At 43.1% G+C, this 20316-nt stretch carries 19 protein-coding genes; 5 read left to right on the top strand and 14 right to left on the bottom strand.

What is annotated here, in order from left to right:
- Positions 1–10: 10 nt before the first annotated feature.
- The 5 genes from yidA to dnaA all read right to left on the bottom strand — a co-directional run bounded on the left by yidA (position 11) and on the right by dnaA (position 7000).
- Positions 11–823 carry a sugar-phosphatase gene (gene yidA, locus HGT73_RS08255; RefSeq protein WP_214213544.1) on the bottom strand — a complete coding sequence of 271 codons (813 nt, stop codon included), beginning with the start codon at positions 821–823 and terminating at the stop codon, positions 11–13.
- Positions 824–937: 114 nt separating this feature from the next.
- Positions 938–3346, bottom strand: coding sequence for a DNA topoisomerase (ATP-hydrolyzing) subunit B (gene gyrB, locus HGT73_RS08260; RefSeq protein WP_214213546.1), 2409 nt, complete (start codon positions 3344–3346; stop codon positions 938–940).
- A gap of 13 nt (positions 3347–3359) precedes the next feature.
- Positions 3360–4448: a DNA replication/repair protein RecF gene (gene recF / locus HGT73_RS08265; RefSeq protein WP_214213548.1), complete on the bottom strand. Its 1089-nt coding sequence runs from the start codon at positions 4446–4448 to the stop codon at positions 3360–3362.
- A 43-nt stretch (positions 4449–4491) separates the two neighbouring features.
- Positions 4492–5592 carry a DNA polymerase III subunit beta gene (gene dnaN / locus HGT73_RS08270; protein ID WP_214213550.1) on the bottom strand — a complete coding sequence of 367 codons (1101 nt, stop codon included), beginning with the start codon at positions 5590–5592 and terminating at the stop codon, positions 4492–4494.
- A 4-nt stretch (positions 5593–5596) separates the two neighbouring features.
- Positions 5597–7000, bottom strand: coding sequence for a chromosomal replication initiator protein DnaA (gene dnaA / locus HGT73_RS08275; protein WP_214213552.1), 1404 nt, complete (start codon positions 6998–7000; stop codon positions 5597–5599).
- 551 nt (positions 7001–7551) lie between these two features.
- On the opposite strand from dnaA, the gene rpmH reads away from it, so the two are divergent.
- The 5 genes from rpmH to mnmE all read left to right on the top strand — a co-directional run bounded on the left by rpmH (position 7552) and on the right by mnmE (position 11363).
- Positions 7552–7692 (top strand): 50S ribosomal protein L34, encoded by a 141-nt coding sequence (rpmH, locus tag HGT73_RS08280; protein ID WP_003849659.1) that lies wholly within the window; start codon positions 7552–7554, stop codon positions 7690–7692.
- Positions 7693–7706: 14 nt separating this feature from the next.
- On the top strand, positions 7707–8066 hold the full coding sequence (gene rnpA / locus HGT73_RS08285) for a ribonuclease P protein component (RefSeq protein WP_214213554.1): 360 nt from the start codon (positions 7707–7709) through the stop codon (positions 8064–8066).
- Complete coding sequence (yidD, locus tag HGT73_RS08290; protein ID WP_214213556.1) at positions 8030–8287, top strand: membrane protein insertion efficiency factor YidD; 258 nt, start codon at positions 8030–8032, stop codon at positions 8285–8287. The genes rnpA and yidD overlap by 37 nt, the downstream gene beginning before the upstream one ends.
- 2 nt (positions 8288–8289) lie before the next feature.
- Entirely contained in the window at positions 8290–9924 is a 1635-nt protein-coding gene (yidC, locus tag HGT73_RS08295) for a membrane protein insertase YidC (RefSeq protein ID WP_214213558.1), read from the top strand.
- A 74-nt stretch (positions 9925–9998) separates the two neighbouring features.
- Entirely contained in the window at positions 9999–11363 is a 1365-nt protein-coding gene (mnmE, locus tag HGT73_RS08300; RefSeq protein ID WP_214213559.1) for a tRNA uridine-5-carboxymethylaminomethyl(34) synthesis GTPase MnmE, read from the top strand.
- Positions 11364–11399: 36 nt separating this feature from the next.
- On the opposite strand, the gene HGT73_RS08305 is transcribed toward mnmE, so the two are convergent.
- The 9 genes from HGT73_RS08305 to pstC all read right to left on the bottom strand — a co-directional run bounded on the left by HGT73_RS08305 (position 11400) and on the right by pstC (position 20277).
- Positions 11400–12326 carry an SPFH domain-containing protein gene (locus HGT73_RS08305; protein WP_214213560.1) on the bottom strand — a complete coding sequence of 309 codons (927 nt, stop codon included), beginning with the start codon at positions 12324–12326 and terminating at the stop codon, positions 11400–11402.
- Positions 12327–12331: 5 nt separating this feature from the next.
- Positions 12332–12787 carry an NfeD family protein gene (locus HGT73_RS08310; RefSeq protein WP_214213561.1) on the bottom strand — a complete coding sequence of 152 codons (456 nt, stop codon included), beginning with the start codon at positions 12785–12787 and terminating at the stop codon, positions 12332–12334.
- A 91-nt stretch (positions 12788–12878) separates the two neighbouring features.
- Entirely contained in the window at positions 12879–14993 is a 2115-nt protein-coding gene (locus HGT73_RS08315; protein WP_214213562.1) for a peptidase domain-containing ABC transporter, read from the bottom strand.
- The gene (locus HGT73_RS08320) at positions 14986–16278 is read right to left on the bottom strand and encodes an HlyD family secretion protein (protein ID WP_214213563.1); all 1293 of its coding nucleotides are present in this window, start codon (positions 16276–16278) and stop codon (positions 14986–14988) included. Before HGT73_RS08320 ends, HGT73_RS08315 begins: the two co-directional genes overlap by 8 nt.
- 99 nt (positions 16279–16377) lie before the next feature.
- The gene (locus HGT73_RS08325) at positions 16378–16599 is read right to left on the bottom strand and encodes a hypothetical protein (protein WP_214213566.1); all 222 of its coding nucleotides are present in this window, start codon (positions 16597–16599) and stop codon (positions 16378–16380) included.
- A 263-nt stretch (positions 16600–16862) separates the two neighbouring features.
- Positions 16863–17582, bottom strand: coding sequence for a phosphate signaling complex protein PhoU (gene phoU / locus HGT73_RS08330; protein ID WP_214213568.1), 720 nt, complete (start codon positions 17580–17582; stop codon positions 16863–16865).
- A 50-nt stretch (positions 17583–17632) separates the two neighbouring features.
- Positions 17633–18406: a phosphate ABC transporter ATP-binding protein PstB gene (gene pstB / locus HGT73_RS08335; RefSeq protein WP_214213702.1), complete on the bottom strand. Its 774-nt coding sequence runs from the start codon at positions 18404–18406 to the stop codon at positions 17633–17635.
- A 27-nt stretch (positions 18407–18433) separates the two neighbouring features.
- Positions 18434–19318: a phosphate ABC transporter permease PstA gene (gene pstA, locus HGT73_RS08340; protein ID WP_214213570.1), complete on the bottom strand. Its 885-nt coding sequence runs from the start codon at positions 19316–19318 to the stop codon at positions 18434–18436.
- Positions 19315–20277: a phosphate ABC transporter permease PstC gene (gene pstC / locus HGT73_RS08345; RefSeq protein ID WP_214213572.1), complete on the bottom strand. Its 963-nt coding sequence runs from the start codon at positions 20275–20277 to the stop codon at positions 19315–19317. Before pstC ends, pstA begins: the two co-directional genes overlap by 4 nt.
- Positions 20278–20316 lie beyond the last annotated feature (39 nt).

The following is a 20316-nucleotide window of genomic DNA, read 5'->3' on the forward strand; positions in this document are numbered from 1 at the left end:
ACGTTCCCGACTATTGCAGTGCCCACTGGCGAATCGCTTTCGCAACCCCATCTTCTTGATTAGACGCAGTATGATAAGAGGCTTGTTCTTTTACCGCATCAATGGCATTACCCATTGCCACACCATATCCTGCCCATGCTAACATCGTTAAATCATTTTCGTGGTCACCGACGGCTAAAACCTCTTGGGCACTAATACCCAACTGCTCCGCAAGATGGCGTACACTATTCCCTTTACTCACCCGTTTATCCAAAATTTCTAAGTAATGGCTAGCACTTTTTACTAAGGTGTAGCGATCAAATAACTCGGGGGGAAGCTGGCTGATAGCGTTGTCTAACAACTCGGGTTCGTCAACGATCATCAATTTAGGAAAACGCGCATTGGCTTGCATTTCATCGACTCCGCGATACCTTAGCGGTATTCCCGTTATCTCTGATTCATGTACAGTATAGCGGCTGATATCTTTGTTCGGTGTATATAGATACTGTTTGTCTAAGGCTTGAAAATGAACGCCTAAGCGTTGGGCCAATTGTTCAAAAAAGTGATAGTCATCCATACCTAGCGTCGTTTCAAGGATAGGCTGTCCGTCCTCTGCTCGCTGTACCAGACCACCATTATAGCTAATGCAATATTGCCCTGGTGTGTTCAACCCAAGCTCGGCGATAAATTTTTCCATGCCGATATAAGGACGACCTGAAGCCAATACGACCAATATTCCTTGCGCTTTAGCATCTTCTATCGCTGACTTTACCGCCGCAGTGATTTCATGCTGTGGATTGAGCAATGTCCCATCCATATCAAGTGCGATCATTTTTACTGTCATAGTTATCCCTCTGCATAAATAAAAAAACACCGTCAGCTAACCGCAGACGGTGTTTTTAGGGTAGCGTAGTTATCGTGATCCGACTACTGCCAAACAGTGCTAACGCACACTATCTTAAATATCAATATTCGCTGCTTTCAATGCGTTATCTTCAATGAACGCACGGCGAGGCTCAACGGCATCGCCCATCAACGTAGTAAAGAGTTGATCAGCCGCGATAGCATCTTTGATAGTAACGCGTAACATACGACGACTTTCAGGATCCATCGTTGTTTCCCATAACTGTTCCGGGTTCATCTCACCGAGTCCCTTATAACGCTGGATAGAGAGACCACGGCGTGATTCTTTGATCAGCCATTCTACAGCTTGAGCAAAGGTTGCAATCGGTTGGCGACGCTCACCACGTTCAACATAAGCATCTTCCTCAAGTAATCCATTAAGTGCATGACCTAGTTGAGAAATTTTACGGTACTCAGGACCTTCAATAAAGTCGCGGTCTAAGGTGTAATCCGTATCGACACCATGAGTACGAACTCTAATAACTGGCTCGTGAATATTTAATTCACGATTTTCACGGATAATGGCCGAGTAGCTGCTGCCATGTGCTTCATTTTCCGTGAGATAGGTGACTAAACCGTTGACCCAATTCTGCGTGTGCGTGCTATCGGAAAGCTCTACTAACGCAGGGTTATACACTAGAGCATTTAATAACGCGCTCGGATAATGACGCTCCATGCGTTTAATCATCTTACCGGTGCTGATAAATGAAGCGACTAATTGCTCAAGAGCTTCGCCTTGTAGCGCTGGCGCACCGCTTGTAGTGTGAAGTGCAGCCCCATCAAGAGCAATCGCGATGTTATATTGATCCATCGCATCACTGTCTTTAATGTATTGCTCTTGCTTACCTTTTTTCACTTTAAATAAGGGTGGCTGAGCAATATAGACGTGACCACGTTCGATCAGCTCAGGCATTTGACGATAGAAGAATGTGAGCAAAAGAGTACGAATGTGCGAACCATCGACATCGGCATCGGTCATGATGATGATGCTATGGTAACGGAGTTTATCTGGGTTGTATTCATCACGCCCAATACCGCAGCCTAGTGCAGTGATAAGTGTCGCTACTTCCTGTGAGGAGAGCATTTTATCAAAACGCGCTTTTTCCACGTTCAGAATTTTACCTTTCAGTGGAAGAATCGCTTGGTTTTTACGATTACGCCCTTGCTTCGCCGATCCGCCTGCCGAATCACCCTCCACCAAGTAAATTTCTGAGTGTGCAGGATCTCTTTCTTGGCAATCCGCCAATTTACCGGGTAGACCCGCTAGATCAAGCGCCCCTTTACGGCGAGTCATTTCCCGTGCACGGCGTGCTGCTTCACGTGCACGTGCAGCATCAATAATTTTCCCGACAACGATTTTTGCATCGCTAGGATTTTCAAGAAGATACTCAGCCAGCAATTCATTCATTTGCTGCTCAACCGCCGATTTAACTTCGGAAGAAACCAGCTTGTCTTTAGTTTGTGACGAGAACTTAGGATCAGGAACTTTCACTGAAACTACCGCGATCAACCCTTCACGAGCATCATCACCCGTGGCGCTGACTTTCGCTTTTTTGCTATAGCCTTCTTTATCCATGTACGCGTTTAGTGTACGCGTCATCGCGGCCCGAAAACCGGCTAGGTGTGTACCGCCATCACGTTGTGGAATATTATTGGTGAAACAATAAATATTTTCTTGGAATCCATCGTTCCATTGCAGTGCGACTTCAACACCGATGCCGTCTTTTTCAGTTGAGAAATAGAAAACATTTGGATGGATAGGTGTTTTATTTTTATTAAGATACTCAACGAAGGCTTTGATACCCCCTTCATAGTGGTAATGATTGGATTTATCATCACGCTTATCTTCAAGACGAATAGAAACTCCAGAGTTCAAAAACGAAAGCTCACGCAGACGTTTTGCTAAAATCTCGTATTCAAATACTGTGACGTTAGTGAAGGTTTCGTAACTCGGCCAAAAACGGACCTGCGTCCCCGTAGTGTCAGTTTCTCCAACAACAGCTAACGGGCTTTGGGGAACACCGTGTACATACGTTTGCTGGTGAACTTTGTTATCTCGACGAATAGTAAGTTCAAGTTTTGCGGATAGCGCATTCACAACCGAAACACCTACGCCGTGTAATCCCCCTGAAACTTTATAGGAATTATCATCAAATTTTCCGCCAGCATGCAGAACGGTCATGATGACTTCAGCGGCAGATACACCCTCTTCTGGATGAATCCCAGTTGGAATACCCCGTCCATCATCTTGAACTGAGACAGAGTTATCGGCATGAATGGTGACTGTAATCTCATTACAGTGACCCGCAAGGGCTTCGTCGATGGCGTTATCCACAACCTCGAATACCATGTGATGCAACCCAGTACCATCATCGGTATCACCAATATACATGCCTGGGCGTTTACGTACCGCATCAAGTCCTTTTAAGACTTTAATACTTGAGGAGTCATAAGAATTCGACATCAACGTTTCTCACTCATTTTTCTGAAGATTGAACGGTTATTTTACCCTTTTCTACGCTGAACATCTTGCCCTTTTCGTCATTCCTGTCGATTACCTGATCAAAATTAATTGCGCTTACGAAAACTTGAGCCTGTGTCGCCGTTAAACGGTCAGCTAATAATTGCCGACGCTTATCATCAAGTTCTGAAGCAAAATCATCAATCAAGTAAATACAGCGACGACCACTTTGCTGGGTAAGAAATTCACCTTGGGCTAACCGTAGTGCACACATAAGTAATTTCAATTGACCGCGTGATAAAAGGTCTTCGACCGGGGTCGCTTCTGCGCGAATTCTAAAATCCGCTTTATGAGGCCCGGACGAAGTATATGTTAGCCCGCGGTCACGCTCGAACTGGCGCTCGAGTAATTCGGCATAACCACTTTCTTTATCCCAGCCTCGATGGTAGGAAAATTGCAAAGTGAATTCCGGTAAGAACTGCTGGCAGGTTTGCTGGATCTCTCGCGCAATTTGTTGACTGTACTCCGCCCGCCACGCACTAATCTGCTCAGCCAAAGGTACCATCAGTTGGTCCCAAGGATGTAACTGCTGATAGCGGTGGACTTGTCGTAATGCAGCATTACGCTGTTTGATTAATCGACGATAATCATTCCACGCAGCAAAAAAACCCGGATAGCGATGAAAGCAGCCCCAATCGATATACGCACGCCGAAATTTCGGGCCACCTGTCAACAAGGTAAAGCCCTCTGGCGTAATCAGCTGCATCGGCAATAACTGGGCTAATTCAGCCACCCGATGCCCATCCGTGCCATCGATCCTCACTGTTGTCGTGCCGGTTCGATCTTTACTTAGCCCTAATGTTTGTTGATATTGCTCACCGTCTAAGCGGCCATGCAAGACAAATTCCGGCATCTCGTGACGGATCACTCTTCCCGTCTGGATACTACGAAACGCGCGACCATGCCCTAAGGTATAAATCGCCTCTAAAACACTGGTTTTACCGCTACCATTTTCACCAATCAAGTAATTAAACCCCGGAGCCGGAGTAAGATCTGCGTAATCGATATTACGAAAATCTTTAATAATTAAACGATTAATTGCCATGAGAGTAGCCTGTAATCAGCAAGTTATCCCTGCTTATTACCATTTAGAGTCTCATCGGCATAACTACATAAGCAGCATGCGGGCTAGCAACATCTTCAATTTGTACACTCGATACTGAATCGGTCAGCAGCAATCGTACATTTTCACATTTCAGAGCGTTTAAAACGTCCAATACGTAACTGACATTGAAACCAATCTCAAGGTCACTACCTTGGTAATCAACATCAAGAATTTCTTCAGCTTCTTCCTGCTCAGGATTATTAGCCGTGATACGTAACTGATTTTTAGTGATAAAAAGTCGTACACCGCGGAATTTTTCGTTAGATAAAATCGCCGCTCGTGCAAAGGCTTGTTTAAGAACATCACAGCCAGACGCTAATGTCTTATCCGGATTTTTCGGTAAAACACGTCGATAATCAGGGAAACGACCATCGACCAGTTTTGAGGTAAAAATATAATCCCCAACATGAGCGCGAATATTATTACTGCCAATCTGAATGCGTAAAGGTGTCTCACTACCGTCTAATAAGCGTACAAGTTCAGTCACACCTTTACGGGGAACAATCACAGAATGATGCGGTAACGACTGTCCCACAGACATAGCGCACACTGCAAGGCGATGACCATCGGTCGAGACGGTACGAAGTTCTTCACCTTCTGTTTCAAACAGCATACCGTTTAAGTAGTAGCGCACATCCTGATGAGCCATTGAGAACTGTGTAGCATCAATCAAGCGTTTTAACGTGGCATGCGGTAGTGTGAACTCCACATCACTTTGCCAATCATCAAGGTTAGGGAAATCTCCCGCAGGCAAAGTAGAGAGTGAAAAACGACTCCGACCAGAGCGAACCAGAATACGGTCACCCTCTAGGACGACATGAATTTCTGCTCCCTCAGGAAGTCCACGGCAAATATCGAGAAACTTACGTGCAGGAACAGTGGTCGCACCAGTTTCGTGCGGCTGCGTTAAACCCACCCGAGCGATCATCTCCATTTCGAGATCAGTTCCCGTTAGAGATAAACAGTTTTCCGTTACCTGTAATAGAATATTCCCTAAAATAGGCAGAGTAGGTCTACCACCTAAAGGGCTGCTAACTTGCTGTAATGGTTTGAGCAGTTGCTCACGTTCGATAATAAATTTCATAGCATCAAGAGGATAATGTTCTGATTAAATTAGAAAAGTCTTCTTTGATATCATGACTTTCTTCACGTAACTGTTCGATCTTACGGCATGCATGCAATACTGTCGTATGATCGCGTCCACCAAATGCATCACCAATCTCAGGTAAGCTATGGTTCGTTAATTCTTTTGCCATCGCCATCGCCATTTGTCGTGGGCGCGCGACTGATCGAGATCGGCGTTTAGAAAGTAGATCCGCCACTTTAATTTTATAATATTCCGCGACTGTTTTCTGAATATTATCGATGGTGACTAATTTTTCTTGAAGCGCCAATAAATCACGTAGCGCTTCGCGGACGAAGTCGATAGTAATCGCACGGCCGGTAAAATTTGCATTCGCTATTACTCGGTTTAATGCTCCTTCCAATTCACGGACATTGGAACGTAAGCGTTTTGCGATAAAGAACGCGACTTCACCCGGCAGACGGATGTTATTTTCGTCCGCTTTTTTCATTAAGATCGCTACTCGGGTCTCAAGTTCTGGTGGCTCAATAGCCACTGTCAATCCCCAGCCAAAACGTGACTTGAGGCGGTCTTCAACACCATTTATTTCTTTAGGATAACGGTCAGAGGTTAAAATAATCTGCTGATTACCCTCCAACAAAGCATTAAAGGTATGAAAAAACTCTTCTTGAGAACGCTCTTTATTAGCAAAAAACTGAATATCATCAATAAGTAATGCATCGACTGAACGGTAATAGCGCTTAAACTCTTCAATGGCATTATTTTGCAGTGCTTTAACCATATCCTGAACGAAACGCTCTGAATGCATATAGACCACTTTTGCATTTGGCTTACGCGCCATAATGCCATTACCCACCGCATGCAGTAAGTGAGTTTTCCCTAATCCCGTACCGCCATAAAGAAATAACGGATTATAAGCTCCGCCCGGATTATCAGCGACTTGTCGTGCAGCTGCACGAGCCAACTGATTGGATTTACCCTCGACAAAATTATCGAAGTTATGCCGGGTATTAACGTTTGATCGGTAAGCAACATCGACAGCCGCAGGCACACTATCCCAACTAGGACGACGATTGTCGTTTGGAATAACGGGTGGAACCGGCGCTGTAGCGACAGGCACCCTTTCAATAGCGGGGGCCGTATTGACGGTTTGTGTAGTTGCCGGACGAGCGCCGACTTCAAAACGTAATTGTGGGATATTTACGCCGCAAAATTCGTTTAGCAGGCCGTTAATATTATTGATGTACTTATCGCGTACCCAATCTAAGACAAAACGGTTGGGTGCATACAGAGCCAAAATGTTATCGCTTAGTTCAGCTTGAAGCGGTCTAATCCACATACTGAACTCAGTGGCAGGAAGCTCATCCTGCAAACGGGTAAGGCACTGTTGCCAAAGCGTAAGTGACACGGCGGACTCCACTCATACAAAAAGTAAGACAAGAAATGGCGCTAAGATATTGATAAATATGTTTTATATATATAAGCGTAGATACGTCAGCAGCGATAATTCCCCCTAGTTACCTTAGAGACAGGATAGGGATCGCTTGCGGAACCGTGGATCATAACGCAAAGCGCGCCAGAGATCTTCCTTTTCTACACTGATTTTACCCATTTTATCCACAGACTTTTCCAATAGTTGTACAGCCTAAGACAAAAAACCGTATTAGCCGGGGCAGAATGAACCGATCAATATCACCGCAACGATCTTGAACGATCCTTGCGCTTTATTAGGAAGCAAGTATAATCTTGGCCATTCTATTTTAGGGGCATTACGGTTTTTCCGTAAAATCACCTTCCAATAGAGAATAGGCGTATGATAATCAGCGAAGTAAATTGACTCCGGGCTGTACAATTATTACAATCCCGCCTCTTTGATAAAATATACCGAGGCGTTGGTCGTTTTACTGGCCTTATAACGCATCACCAAGTGAACATTTTCAAGTTTAGGTAGAAATCGCCATGAAACGCACTTTTCAACCATCTGTACTGAAGCGTAACCGTTCTCACGGCTTCCGTGCTCGTATGGCTACTAAAAATGGTCGTCAGGTTTTAGCACGTCGTCGTGCTAAAGGCCGTTCTCGTCTGACCGTTTCTAAGTAATAAAGCTAGCCCTAGTGGTTAAGCTCGCATTTCCTAGGGAGTTACGTTTGTTAACTCCCGCTCATTTCACTTTCGTCTTCCAGCAACCACAACGGGCTGGCATGCCGCAAATCACTATTCTCGGCCGCCAAAATTCGCTGGGGCATCCCCGCATCGGTCTCACCGTCGCTAAAAAACATGTTAAACGTGCTCACGAACGTAACCGAATTAAACGCTTAACTCGGGAAAGTTTTCGTCTGCGTCAACATGAATTGCCTGCGATGGATTTTGTGATTGTCGCGAAAAAAGGGATTGCGGAGCTGGATAATCAGTCACTTACGGAAGTGTTGGAGAAATTATGGCGTCGTCATTGTCGCCAAGCACGCGGCTCCTGATTGCTCTAATACGTGTTTATCAGCGGATAATTAGTCCATTACTTGGGCCACATTGCCGTTTTACTCCGAGCTGCTCTCATTACGGCATTGAAGCATTACGACGTTTTGGGGTAGTAAAAGGGTGTTGGTTAACGATTAAACGCGTATTAAAATGCCACCCTTTACATCCGGGTGGTGACGACCCTGTGCCGCCGAAAAACACTGAAACCAGAGAAAATTAACGATGGATTCGCAACGCAATCTTTTTTTCATCGCTTTTCTGTTCGTCTCCTTTATGGTCTGGCAAACGTGGCATACGGATCATAATCCGCAGCCTCAAACGCAACAGACGGTTCAGAATACGAACGCACCTGCGGGTGATGCCGCAAATCAGGCCAATAACAGTGGTCAAGGTAAAACCATTACCGTTACTACTGATGTATTATCCTTACAGATCAATACACGTGGCGGGGATATTGAACAAGCTAACCTTCTGGCTTACCCTGATAAATTAGGATCATCAACGCCCTTCCAACTACTGGAAACTGCACCCGACTTTGTTTATCAAGCACAAAGTGGACTGATTGGACAAAATGCACCAGACAGTAATGCCACACGTCCACTCTTCGCCACGACTCAGGATCACTACACCTTAGCCGATGGGCAGTCCGAATTACGTGTTCCGATGACTTGGACAGCAGCAGATGGCGTTGTCTATACCAAGACATTTATCTTCAAACGCGGCGGATATGCTGTCAATGTTGATTACAACGTTAATAACGTCACACAGCAACCGCTGTCATTAGCGATGTTTGGACAATTAAAGCAAACCATTACACTGCCTAAAGCACGCGATACCGGTAGCAGTAACTTTGCCTTACATACTTTCCGTGGCGCCGCTTATTCCACCAATGACGAAAAGTACGAAAAGTATAAATTCGATACGATTGCTGAAGACAAAAACCTGAATACTACCACCAGCAATGGTTGGGTAGCGATGTTACAGCAGTACTTCGCAACGGCTTGGATCCCTCAAACATCAGGCAACAACACGTTCTATACTGCAAAACTCAGCGATAACCTAGCCGCGATTGGTTTTAAATCGACACCAGTCACCATTGCAGCTGGGCAACAGCAAGATTTGAAAGCCACCCTTTGGGTTGGCCCTGAAATCCAAGATCAGATGGCGGCTGCGGCTCCCCACTTGGACTTAACAGTAGATTACGGTTGGTTATGGTTTATCTCGCAACCGCTGTTTAAGCTGCTGAAATTCTTACACAGCTTTATCGGTAACTGGGGCTTCTCCATTATCGTTATTACCTTTATCGTTCGCGGCATCATGTATCCATTGACGAAAGCGCAGTACACGTCAATGGCTAAGATGCGTATGCTACAGCCTAAAATCCAGGCAATGCGTGAGCGTCACGGTGAAGATAAGCAACGAGTCAGCCAAGAAATGATGGCGCTGTATAAAGCAGAGAAAGTTAACCCGTTGGGTGGATGTCTTCCCCTGTTAATCCAGATGCCAATCTTCTTAGCACTTTACTACATGCTGATGGGATCGATTGAATTACGTCATGCACCTTTTGCATTATGGATTCACGATTTAAGTGCACAGGATCCGTACTATATTCTGCCAATCTTAATGGGTGTAACGATGTTCTTCATTCAGAAGATGTCGCCAACAACCGTTACTGATCCAATGCAGCAGAAGATTATGACCTTTATGCCGGTCATCTTTACTGTCTTCTTCTTATGGTTCCCATCAGGTCTGGTGCTGTACTACATCGTCAGTAACCTCGTGACGATTCTGCAACAACAGTTGATTTATCGTGGATTAGAAAAGCGTGGATTACATAGCCGTAAGAAAAAAGGCTAATCCCGTATTACGTTAAATCGCGTTATACTTAGGCGGTCATTATGACCGCCTTTTTTTATGCTAGAGAGAATAACATGAGCCACAACGATACGATCGTCGCCCAAGCAACCCCTCCCGGCCGTGGTGGCGTTGGGATATTGAGAATATCAGGCCCAGCCGCCGCCGACGTTGCACAGGATTTATTAGGTAAATTACCTAAACCTCGAACCGCTGAGTATCTTCCATTCAAAGATACCGATGGTGCAGTGCTTGATCAAGGCATCGCGTTATGGTTTCCCAATCCACACTCCTTTACGGGCGAGGATGTGCTAGAGCTTCAAGGCCATGGCGGACCGGTTATTCTCGACCTATTACTTAAACGCATTCTGGCAACCAATGCGGTACGTATTGCAAAACCGGGGGAGTTTTCAGAGCGCGCATTTCTTAACGATAAACTCGATCTGGCTCAAGCTGAAGCTATTGCTGATCTGATCGATGCAAGTTCAGAGCAAGCCGCTCGCTCTGCCGTTAATTCTTTACAAGGTGCGTTTTCCGCACGCGTCAATCACCTTGTGGAAGCACTGACACATCTTCGTATTTATGTTGAAGCGGCGATCGATTTCCCTGATGAAGAGATCGATTTTCTTTCTGACGGTAAAATAGAGGCACAGTTAAATACCGTTATTAGTGACTTAGATGCGGTCCGCCAAGAGGCTCGTCAAGGCAGTTTATTACGCGAAGGTATGAAGGTCGTTATTGCCGGTCGCCCAAATGCGGGTAAATCCAGTTTACTCAATGCCCTTGCCGGCAGAGAAGCCGCCATCGTTACCGATATAGCGGGAACAACCCGTGACGTCTTACGCGAGCATATCCATATCGATGGCATGCCATTACATATTATTGACACAGCAGGCTTACGCGAAGCCAGTGATGAAGTCGAACGTATTGGTATTGAGCGTGCGTGGCAAGAAATTGAACAAGCTGACTGTGTATTATTTATGGTCGATAGCACGACGACTGAAGCAACGAATGCTGCAGAAATTTGGCCTGATTTTATCGCCCGTTTACCAACTTCTATTCCTGTTATTGTTGTTCGCAATAAAGCAGATATTACCGGTGAATCACCAGGCCTATCAGAGGATAATCATAATCTGTTGATTCGTCTCTCTGCGAGAGAGGGAACAGGTATAGATGCGCTGCGTGAATACCTTAAAAAGAGCATGGGGTTCGCTGGGAATATGGAAGGCGGATTTATTGCGCGAAGACGTCATTTAGAGGCATTAGAATCCGCGGGAACTCATTTATTGCAAGGTAAAATTCAATTAGTTGATGCACGCGCGGGAGAGTTATTAGCAGAGGAACTTCGTGTCGCTCAACATGCGTTAAGCGAAATTACGGGTGAGTTTACATCCGATGATTTACTCGGCCGTATTTTTTCCAGTTTCTGTATTGGAAAATAAATAAAAGGTTGGCACAGGAACGCTGTGCCTTACCTTCTACTGCTGGTTTTTTGACGCTTGGCCAACACTCATTAATACTCCAGCATTGAGTAGTCCGCCTACCGATTGCGCTAAGTCTGCAGGAATAGCAACTACTTTGCTGTTATCACTGGCAGCTAACTCTGACAATGCATTCACATAGTTATTCGCTAACTGAAAGGTCATTGCCTTCTCTCCCCCCATTTCCACTAAGGCTTGTGAGAGTTGTAAGGTCGCCTTACGTTGCCCCTCCGCTAAGGTCTCTAATGCTTCCGCTTCTCTTCTCGACGCCTCTAGCTTTGCTTCAGCCTCTAGGATCATCGCTTGCTTTTTACCTTCCGCTTCACGGATAGCTGCGTTTTTATTCCCTTCTGCGCGAGTTTCTGTCGCTTTACGCTCGCGTTCTGCCGCGGCTTGCTGTTCCATGGACTTACGCATTGAGCTTGATGGCGTAATATCTTGTATATCAACCGCTCTCAAAATCAATCCCCAATCGCTCATCTGTTCTTCCATATTAGCGCGTAGGGTTATCGCTAATTGGTCACGATTCGATAAGCTATCATCAAGATTCATTCCCCCTACCGCATTACGAATAGTGGTCATGACGAGGTTTTGAACTGCCTCGCTATAACTGTCAACGCCATAAGCGGCTTTTGCGGGATCAGCAATACGGATGAAGCAGATGGCATTGACCCCTACCGTTGCGTTATCGCGGGTAATTCCTTCAATACCTTTCACTTCAAACATTTGGTCTTTTGCTGACATACGATAAGCAACCGCATCAATAAAAGGGATAAGAATGTTTAAACCTGGATTTAAGGTTTTATTATATTTACCTAATCGTTCAACAATCCATTGATCGGCTTGTGGCACAATACGAACACATTTTAGAAATGTGATAATAACAAATACAACAAACAAGACAGCAACAATAATTCCCGGCATAATAATTAGTTAACTCCATTTTTTAATAATTCACTGGATTGCACTTTTACAATACCATTGTCCATTATGGCTGTAGCCACAACACGTGTTTGTCTTGGCAACGGCATATCACTACAGCAAGGCCATTCTTGCTTTCCCTGAATGGGTCGACTGAGAAGCAAAGTACCGATTTGTCCCGGCTTTATAGCATCAGCAAGGACGCCTTCATTACCAATCAATACTGTTTCGATATGCTCTGCAGGTTTACTTCTAATCCATTTAATCCAGATAAATGCACAGATCAGTGATGAGAATGTCCAAGTTAATAACTGTGTAATAACAGCTAATTCCGGAAAATAATAGGATATAACAGCTGGAACAAGTGCAGCAATTGCCATCCATAACCCGAAAAAGGTGACAGTACAGAATTCAATAATCGCGAATATTATCGCTACGCCGAGCCATATCCAGTAAAAACCCATCAAAAATCCTTAACATAAAAAATTCATAGAATGATACCTTTTATTTCGACTTAGAGACGGATAACAAAAAAAAATTTACATTTAATCATCCCTAGTTCTCATTGGTTAATTCAATAACGCGATCCGCACTAGCAATAGTCGAAGGACGATGGGCAATGAATACTCGTGTGATATTCAATGATCGGATTGAAGCATTCACCGCTGCCTCATTGTCTAAGTCTAAATGACTTGTTGCTTCATCTAAAAATAATATCGCTGGTCGCCGATATAATGCACGTGCAATCAGTAAGCGCTGTTTTTGCCCTCCAGAAAGGCTCCCACCCAACTCGCTGACTAAAGTTTCATAGCCCATTGGCATACTGATAATTTCGGTATGTAAGTGAGCCATTTTCGCACACTCAATAACCCTTTCACGGCTATTATCTTCACTAAAACCTGTAATATTCTCAGCAATAGACCCTGCAAATAATTTGTCTTCTTGCAAAACACAAGCGATTACATCTCTAAAATTATTCAACCCTACCTGTTGAATATCTAATCCATTAAAACGAATGGTTCCGCTGTCAGGAGTCAGTAATCCACACATCAATTTCATTAATGTCGTTTTACCAACACCTGACGCACCGACTATCGCTACACTTTCACCAGGCTCTATAGTAAATGAACGATGAGAAAATACCGGAGGTGTTAGCTTATCGTATTGATAGGATAGATTATCTACTTCAAACCTTGCTGCTTGGTTATATTCACATAAACGCGTTGAACTCTGTTGCGGTTCAGGCTCTTGATAAACAATATCAGCAACCCTTTCATTATGCAGGCTGAGCATCCTTAACTGTAAAAGCATATCAACAATTGCAGAGGCTCGTTCTGAGAATTGGCCACGATACGCGTTGAAAGCAACAAACATCCCCAACGTCATATGACCATCAATAACCATAGAAGCTCCTAACCATAGAATAAGTATCTGGTCTAAGGTGCTAATAAGTGAATTCACCCCGCCAAACAACATATCTAGACGTGTCATTCTAATAACAGCGTTGGTGGTTTCAATATTGAGATTTAGCCAATAACGAGAGCGCGTTTTGTTGAGCCCCAAGACTTTTAGGGTTGCAATACCGTACAACGTTTCCATGAAGTGCGAGCTCGCGCGCGCATCTTTAACAATTTGCTCTTCCTGAGCCTGGCGATAGCGATGATACGTCGCGAGTCGTAAGACAACATAAAGCAGAGTAAAAGCTAGTACTACGAAATATAGCCACCCACCATATATAAACATCATCACTGAAACACTGATCACCATCAAAAGATCGATGGTCCCTGAAACAACACTCGTTGTAAGCGTTTCTCTGATTGTGGCCAGCGAACTGAAGCGTGACTGAATATCCCCTAATTTTCGCTTTTCAAAATAACTTAGCGGCAAACGTAAAAGATGATCCATCAATCCCGTCTTCCATTGCACATCAATCAAGGACTGCATCACAAGCGTAGTCCAACTGCGTAACATGCCAATAAAGGTACGAAATAAAATAAAAGAGACGAGTCCCAAACAGATTAGGGTTAACAGTTCATGGTCCTTGGCGAGGATGACATGATCCATAACCAATTGCGTGCCAATCGGGATCGCTATATTGACGGCTTCCACTAAAACCGTTAACGCAAAAATTTTCGCTAATACACCGGGTAGACCAGAGATATTTTTTAATAGACTGAGAAAGCGAATACGTGAACGCGCCTTGATAGGTGTAAACTCACTATCTGGCCAAAGCTCTAAAGCGATACCCGTAAAGTGCTGAGACATCTCTTGTAAGCTCACCACTCGTCGCCCAAAAGCTGGGTCATGAATCGTAAATCTGTTTCTACCTGCTTTGATTAATACGACAAAATGACTCATATCCCAATGTAATAAACAAGGGCGTTTAAGCTGCCTAATTTCGTCTAAATCAAGAGATAATGCACGAGTTTGAAGGTTTAACTGGCTGCCAATATGAACGAGTGTTGCTAACGTTGCCCCCTGGGCGGAGAGTCCAAATTTTTGGCGTAGATTGAGGAGATCAATATTCATACCAAAATAGCGGCAAACCATCACGATGCACGCCAGCCCACACTCCGCAGCTTCAGTTTGTAAAACCTGAGGAACTTTACGAAAAAAACTGAATTGTAATTGCTGGCATAATGTTTTGAAAAGATGGCGTATTTCATCCATTTACAGGTCCCCCCAAACTACGTTTAATATCGTAATAAGGTGAAAGAATCCATTGATATAGCGGGCGTTTTTCAAGAAATAACGTCACTTCGGCCGACATACCATTTCCTATAGGTAGCGTTTTATTATCGAAATAGAGCACTTGATCATTAAGCTTTACAATCGTTTTATAAAAGGCTTCTTTAGATTGTTGCGGGGCTGTCGAGTGACTACTTTTATAGCTCATCATTTCACTGTCTGTCGCAGGCACTCGTGATAACGATGTAATTTCACCAGAGAATTGACCAAATTTTTCATAAGGATAAGCGTCATAGCGAATATTTACTTTATCACCGACATTTACAAATGGAATACTATGATTAGGAAGCCATAGCATGAGTTGATAATACTGCTGATCACCCGGTAAAATCTGTGCCAGACTATCGCCTAAGCTAAACATTTGCCCTTCCGTTAACGTCATATTTTCTATTTTACCTGTCACAGGTGCGGTAATCAGTAAAGTACCATTAGCTTCAACCTCTGCGAGCATCCGGTTAAATTCACTCAACTTTAATTCATACTCTGAAATACGATTATCAAAATCGACAGAAGTACTGATTATTTCACTTTCTAGATTAATAATTTGAAGGTTTTCTTGGATAAGCTGGCTATTCATACTTTGCCAAGATGATTGTTGCTGGTAAAAAAGATAACGTTGATTATAGGCTTGCTCTTTACTAATTAACCCTCTTTTTAAATATTCATCATAATTTTTCATACTCTCCTTCATGTCTTTCACGCCATGCGAGGAGTTTTTAACTAATAATTGCGTGTTATTATATGATTTTTTATACTCAATAAGTTGTTGTGTGAGTTTTTCTATATTTATTTTTTTATTTTCTTTTAGCTTATTAATAATATCATTAGTAAGTGTTATTTGTTGTTTAATACTTAATTTAGAGCTTTCACTTAAATTACCTAATTGGGTGTTACGACCAATATCAAGCTCGTAGATAGGTGAACCCTTAGTGATTTCATCTCCTGCTTTAACATAATTTTTTGTAACTCTTCCTTGCTGTGGTGCAATGAGATTAACTGTTTGTTGTTGTGAAAAAACTTCACCTTTGACATTAACACGACGAGTATATTCGCCTTTAATAAGGGCGATAAAAATAATGCTGATAAATAGTATTGTGCAAGAGATAATTATCCATGCTGGAATACCTTTTAATAATAATGCTTTGCCTAGCCAATGGTGACGCTGATGATAAAGTGCTTCCTTTCTAAACAGCTCATTGTCTTTCATATTAATTTTTACGTTCAGTTGCCGAATGGCTGGTAGGTATTAAACAAACAAAAAAACAAAGAGATTTATAAAAATCTCTTTGTTTTTAGTTAATTTATATTATTTTCTTAAAACAAGTTTGAAGAATGAAGTCACAGTATCGATCGCTGAGTCGATAACTAGGCCAGCATTTTTGGCAACATCAGTTGCGTTTGCTTTTGCGTTTTTCCAACCAAATGTTTCCATTACACCACCGATAGTCGATGCAACACCGCTAAATGTATTAGAAAATATACCTGCGCCAGAAACACTTTTCATCTCAACAGTATTTAACTCTTTCATTTTATCTTCCTTAATTTTTGGATTTCCGATTAAAAGTCAAAAAGGAATGCTTCTCTTCCTGACCTGGATAAGGTTACCGAGTGTTACCCTCGGTGACAATCTCATAACTTCATAAAAAAAGTAAAATTCTTCTTTTTTAGGAAATTAATAATCTTATTACTATAAATTAAGAAATCTTCTTTGGGACTAAAGGAAGGGAATGAGAAAAAGTGTAGTAAAAAAGCCAATATAGAGAACTCTATATTGGCTTAGGTTATTATTTTTTAATTGGGTTTATTTGCTAAAAATTTATCAAGTTTTTCACCGTCAAGGTGACGGACGTCTTGACCTTTGACAAAGTAAAAAATAATCTCGCAAATATTCTGACAACGATCACCAATACGCTCAATCGAACGAGCACAAAACAGAGCAGTTAAAATATTGGGTATAGTGCGTGGATCTTCCATCATATAAGTCATTAACTGACGGATAATGCCTTCGTACTCTTGATCTAATTTTTTATCGGCGTGGTAAATTTCAATCGCTGCTTCTAAATCCATACGGGCAAAAGCATCTAATACTTCGTGTAGCATTTCAACAGAATGTTGCCCGAATGATTCTAAACTAATTAATAGCGGTTGGTGCTGCTGGCTGAATTTTTCTAACGCTGTTCGGCTTATTTTTTCAGCTACATCACCGATACGCTCAAGTTCGGAGATCGTTTTTGTGATGGCCATAACTAGGCGTAAATCACTGGCTGTCGGTTGACGTTTTGCAATGATTTTAACGCAGTGCTCATCAATATCAACTTCCATCCGGTTTACTTTTTGGTCGTCTGCAATCACTCGTCGAGCTAATTCACTATCCATATTATGTAAGGCCATAATGGCGTCAGTCAGTTGTTGCTCGACCAACCCCCCCATGATCATAACTTGGGTACGAATATGCTCTAACTCGGCATTGAATTGAGCCGAAATATGCTTATTAAGATTTAAACTGTCCATATCACTCTCCACGCACTGAAATCGATTTACGCATAGTTGCTCTCCACGTCTTAGCCATAACGCCCAGTAATGTAGTCTTCAGTTTGTTTTTTGGCCGGTGTTGTAAAGAGCGTATCAGTATCACTAAACTCAACCAGCTCTCCCAAATACATAAAGGCAGTATGATCCGAGCAGCGCGCGGCTTGTTGCATATTATGTGTGACAATCACAAGTGTATAATCTTGTTTTAACTCAGTAATTAGCTCTTCAATTCTTCCTGTAGAGATAGGATCGAGTGCAGAACAAGGCTCATCTAGTAGAAGAATTTCTGGTCTAATGGCAATCCCTCTTGCGATACAGAGACGTTGTTGTTGACCACCCGAAAGGCTATACCCACTTTGATGAAGTTTATCTTTAGTTTCTGTCCATAAAGCTGCTTTCGTTAATGCCCATTGGACTCTTTCATCCATATCAGTACGAGAGAGCTTTTCAAACAAACGCACACCGAAAGCAATATTATCGTAAATAGACATAGGGAATGGGGTTGGCTTCTGAAAAACCATCCCAACTTTAGCCCGTAATAAGGCGATATCTTGCGAAGAGTGTAGGATATTTTCCCCATCAAGTAGGATCTCACCTTCCGCGCGCTGCTCAGGATAGAGTTGAAACATTTTATTGAATGTTCTCAACAGCGTCGATTTTCCACATCCTGAAGGCCCGATAAATGCGGTGACCTGATTACGTGCAATCTCTAAATTAATATTTTTTAGTGCATGGAATTTTCCATAGTAAAAATTTAAATCTCGGACTTCTAATTTACTTGGAGCTGGATTCAATTTCGCCATAGTCATAATGGTCTCTCTTTTTTCTTATTACTTACGCTTGACGAAAATCATGCGCGCTAAAATATTGAGGGCAAGTACACATAACGTAATGACCAGCACACCCGCCCAAGCAAGACTTTGCCATTGTGAGAAAGGACTCATGGCAAATTTAAAAATAGTAACCGGTAGGTTAGCCAAAGGCTGACTCATATCGGTACTCCAAAACTGGTTAGATAATGCGGTAAATAGTAGCGGTGCCGTTTCTCCTGCGATACGAGCAATCGCCAGCAACACGCCGGTCAGGATACCCGACATCGAAGCCTTCAACGTAATTGATAAGATTATCCGCCACTTCGGTGTGCCCAAGGCGTAGGCTGCTTCACGTAAGCTATCGGGGACAAGCTTTATCATGTTCTCAGTCGTACGGATAACAATAGGAATTTGTAATAACGCAAGCGCTAACATACCGGCCCAACCGGAGAAATGATGCATACGACTCACGACTAAGGTATAAACAAATAACCCGATCACTATCGATGGTGCTGAGAGCAAAATGTCGTTAATAAAACGGATAACTTCAGCAAGCCAGGTTTTACGCCCATACTCTGCTAAATAAATCCCCGCTAAAATACCGAGGGGTGTGCCCAATACCGTAGACCAAATAATCAATAGGCCACTTCCCATCAATGCATTAGCCAGGCCCCCACCATCGGTATTCGGTGCAGGAGTATCTTGGGTAAAAAGATCCCATGAGAAACCACCAATACCTTTACTAACGGTTGTCCACAAAATCCATAGCAGCCAAAATAGACCAAATGCCATTGTTAATAGAGATAGGGTTAGAGCAATATAATTTTTGAATTGGCGTCGGGCTTGACGTTTTTTACGTTCTACAATTTCTTGAGCGGTATAACTTGGTAAATAATCACTCATCCGCGTGCCCCTTCTTTTTTAGCAAGACGCCTTACCATCAAACGTGAAATTGCTAGCACAATAAATGTAATGACGAAGAGAATTAATCCCAGTTCCATCAATGCTGAAATATGTAATCCAGATCCTGCCTCAGCAAATTCATTAGCAAGCGCGGATGTGATGCTATTTCCCGGCATATATAATGATGCACTATCTAGCTGGTAAGTGTTCCCAATAATGAAAGTTACTGCCATCGTTTCGCCTAATGCTCGACCTAGGCCTAACATGACACCACCTATAACACCATTTTTAGTGAAAGGCAGAACAATACGCCAGATGACTTCCCACGTAGTGCATCCAATCCCATAGGCCGATTCCTTCATCATTACTGGTGTCTGTTCAAAAACATCACGCATGACTGAAGCAATGTAAGGAATAATCATAATAGCCAAAATAATACCGGCAGCTAATATACCAATACCAAATGCAGGCCCTGAAAAAAGACTTCCAACAATCGGGACGCTTGAGAGCAAATGACCGACTGGCGTTTGAAAATATTGTGCAAAGAGTGGCGCAAAAACAAAAAGCCCCCACATACCATAAACAATGCTGGGTATCGCAGCGAGTAATTCAATAGCCGTTCCCAGTGGTCTTCTTAACCAAGCAGGGGAAAGCTCAGTAAGAAATAGTGCAATCCCAAAACTAACAGGCACTGCAATAATCAGTGCGATCGCTGAAGTCACTAAGGTCCCGTAGATAGGTACCAGTGCACCAAATTGTTCATTAGGCGCATCCCACGTTTTATTCCATAAAAATGAAAATCCAAACTGGTGGATGCTTGGCCATGAAGAAATAATCAATGAAACAATTATCCCACCTAACATGAGGAGGACAATTAACGCAGCCGTTTTGACAAGGAGGCCGAATAGAACATCGCCGTATTTACTGGGAGCCTTAAAGGAAGACCGCTGTTGTACCATAACATTCTCGAATAAATAGATGACAGGGCAGCACGCTGC

The organism is Rosenbergiella australiborealis (assembly GCF_018494035.1).
Lineage (GTDB): Bacteria > Pseudomonadota > Gammaproteobacteria > Enterobacterales > Enterobacteriaceae > Rosenbergiella > Rosenbergiella australiborealis.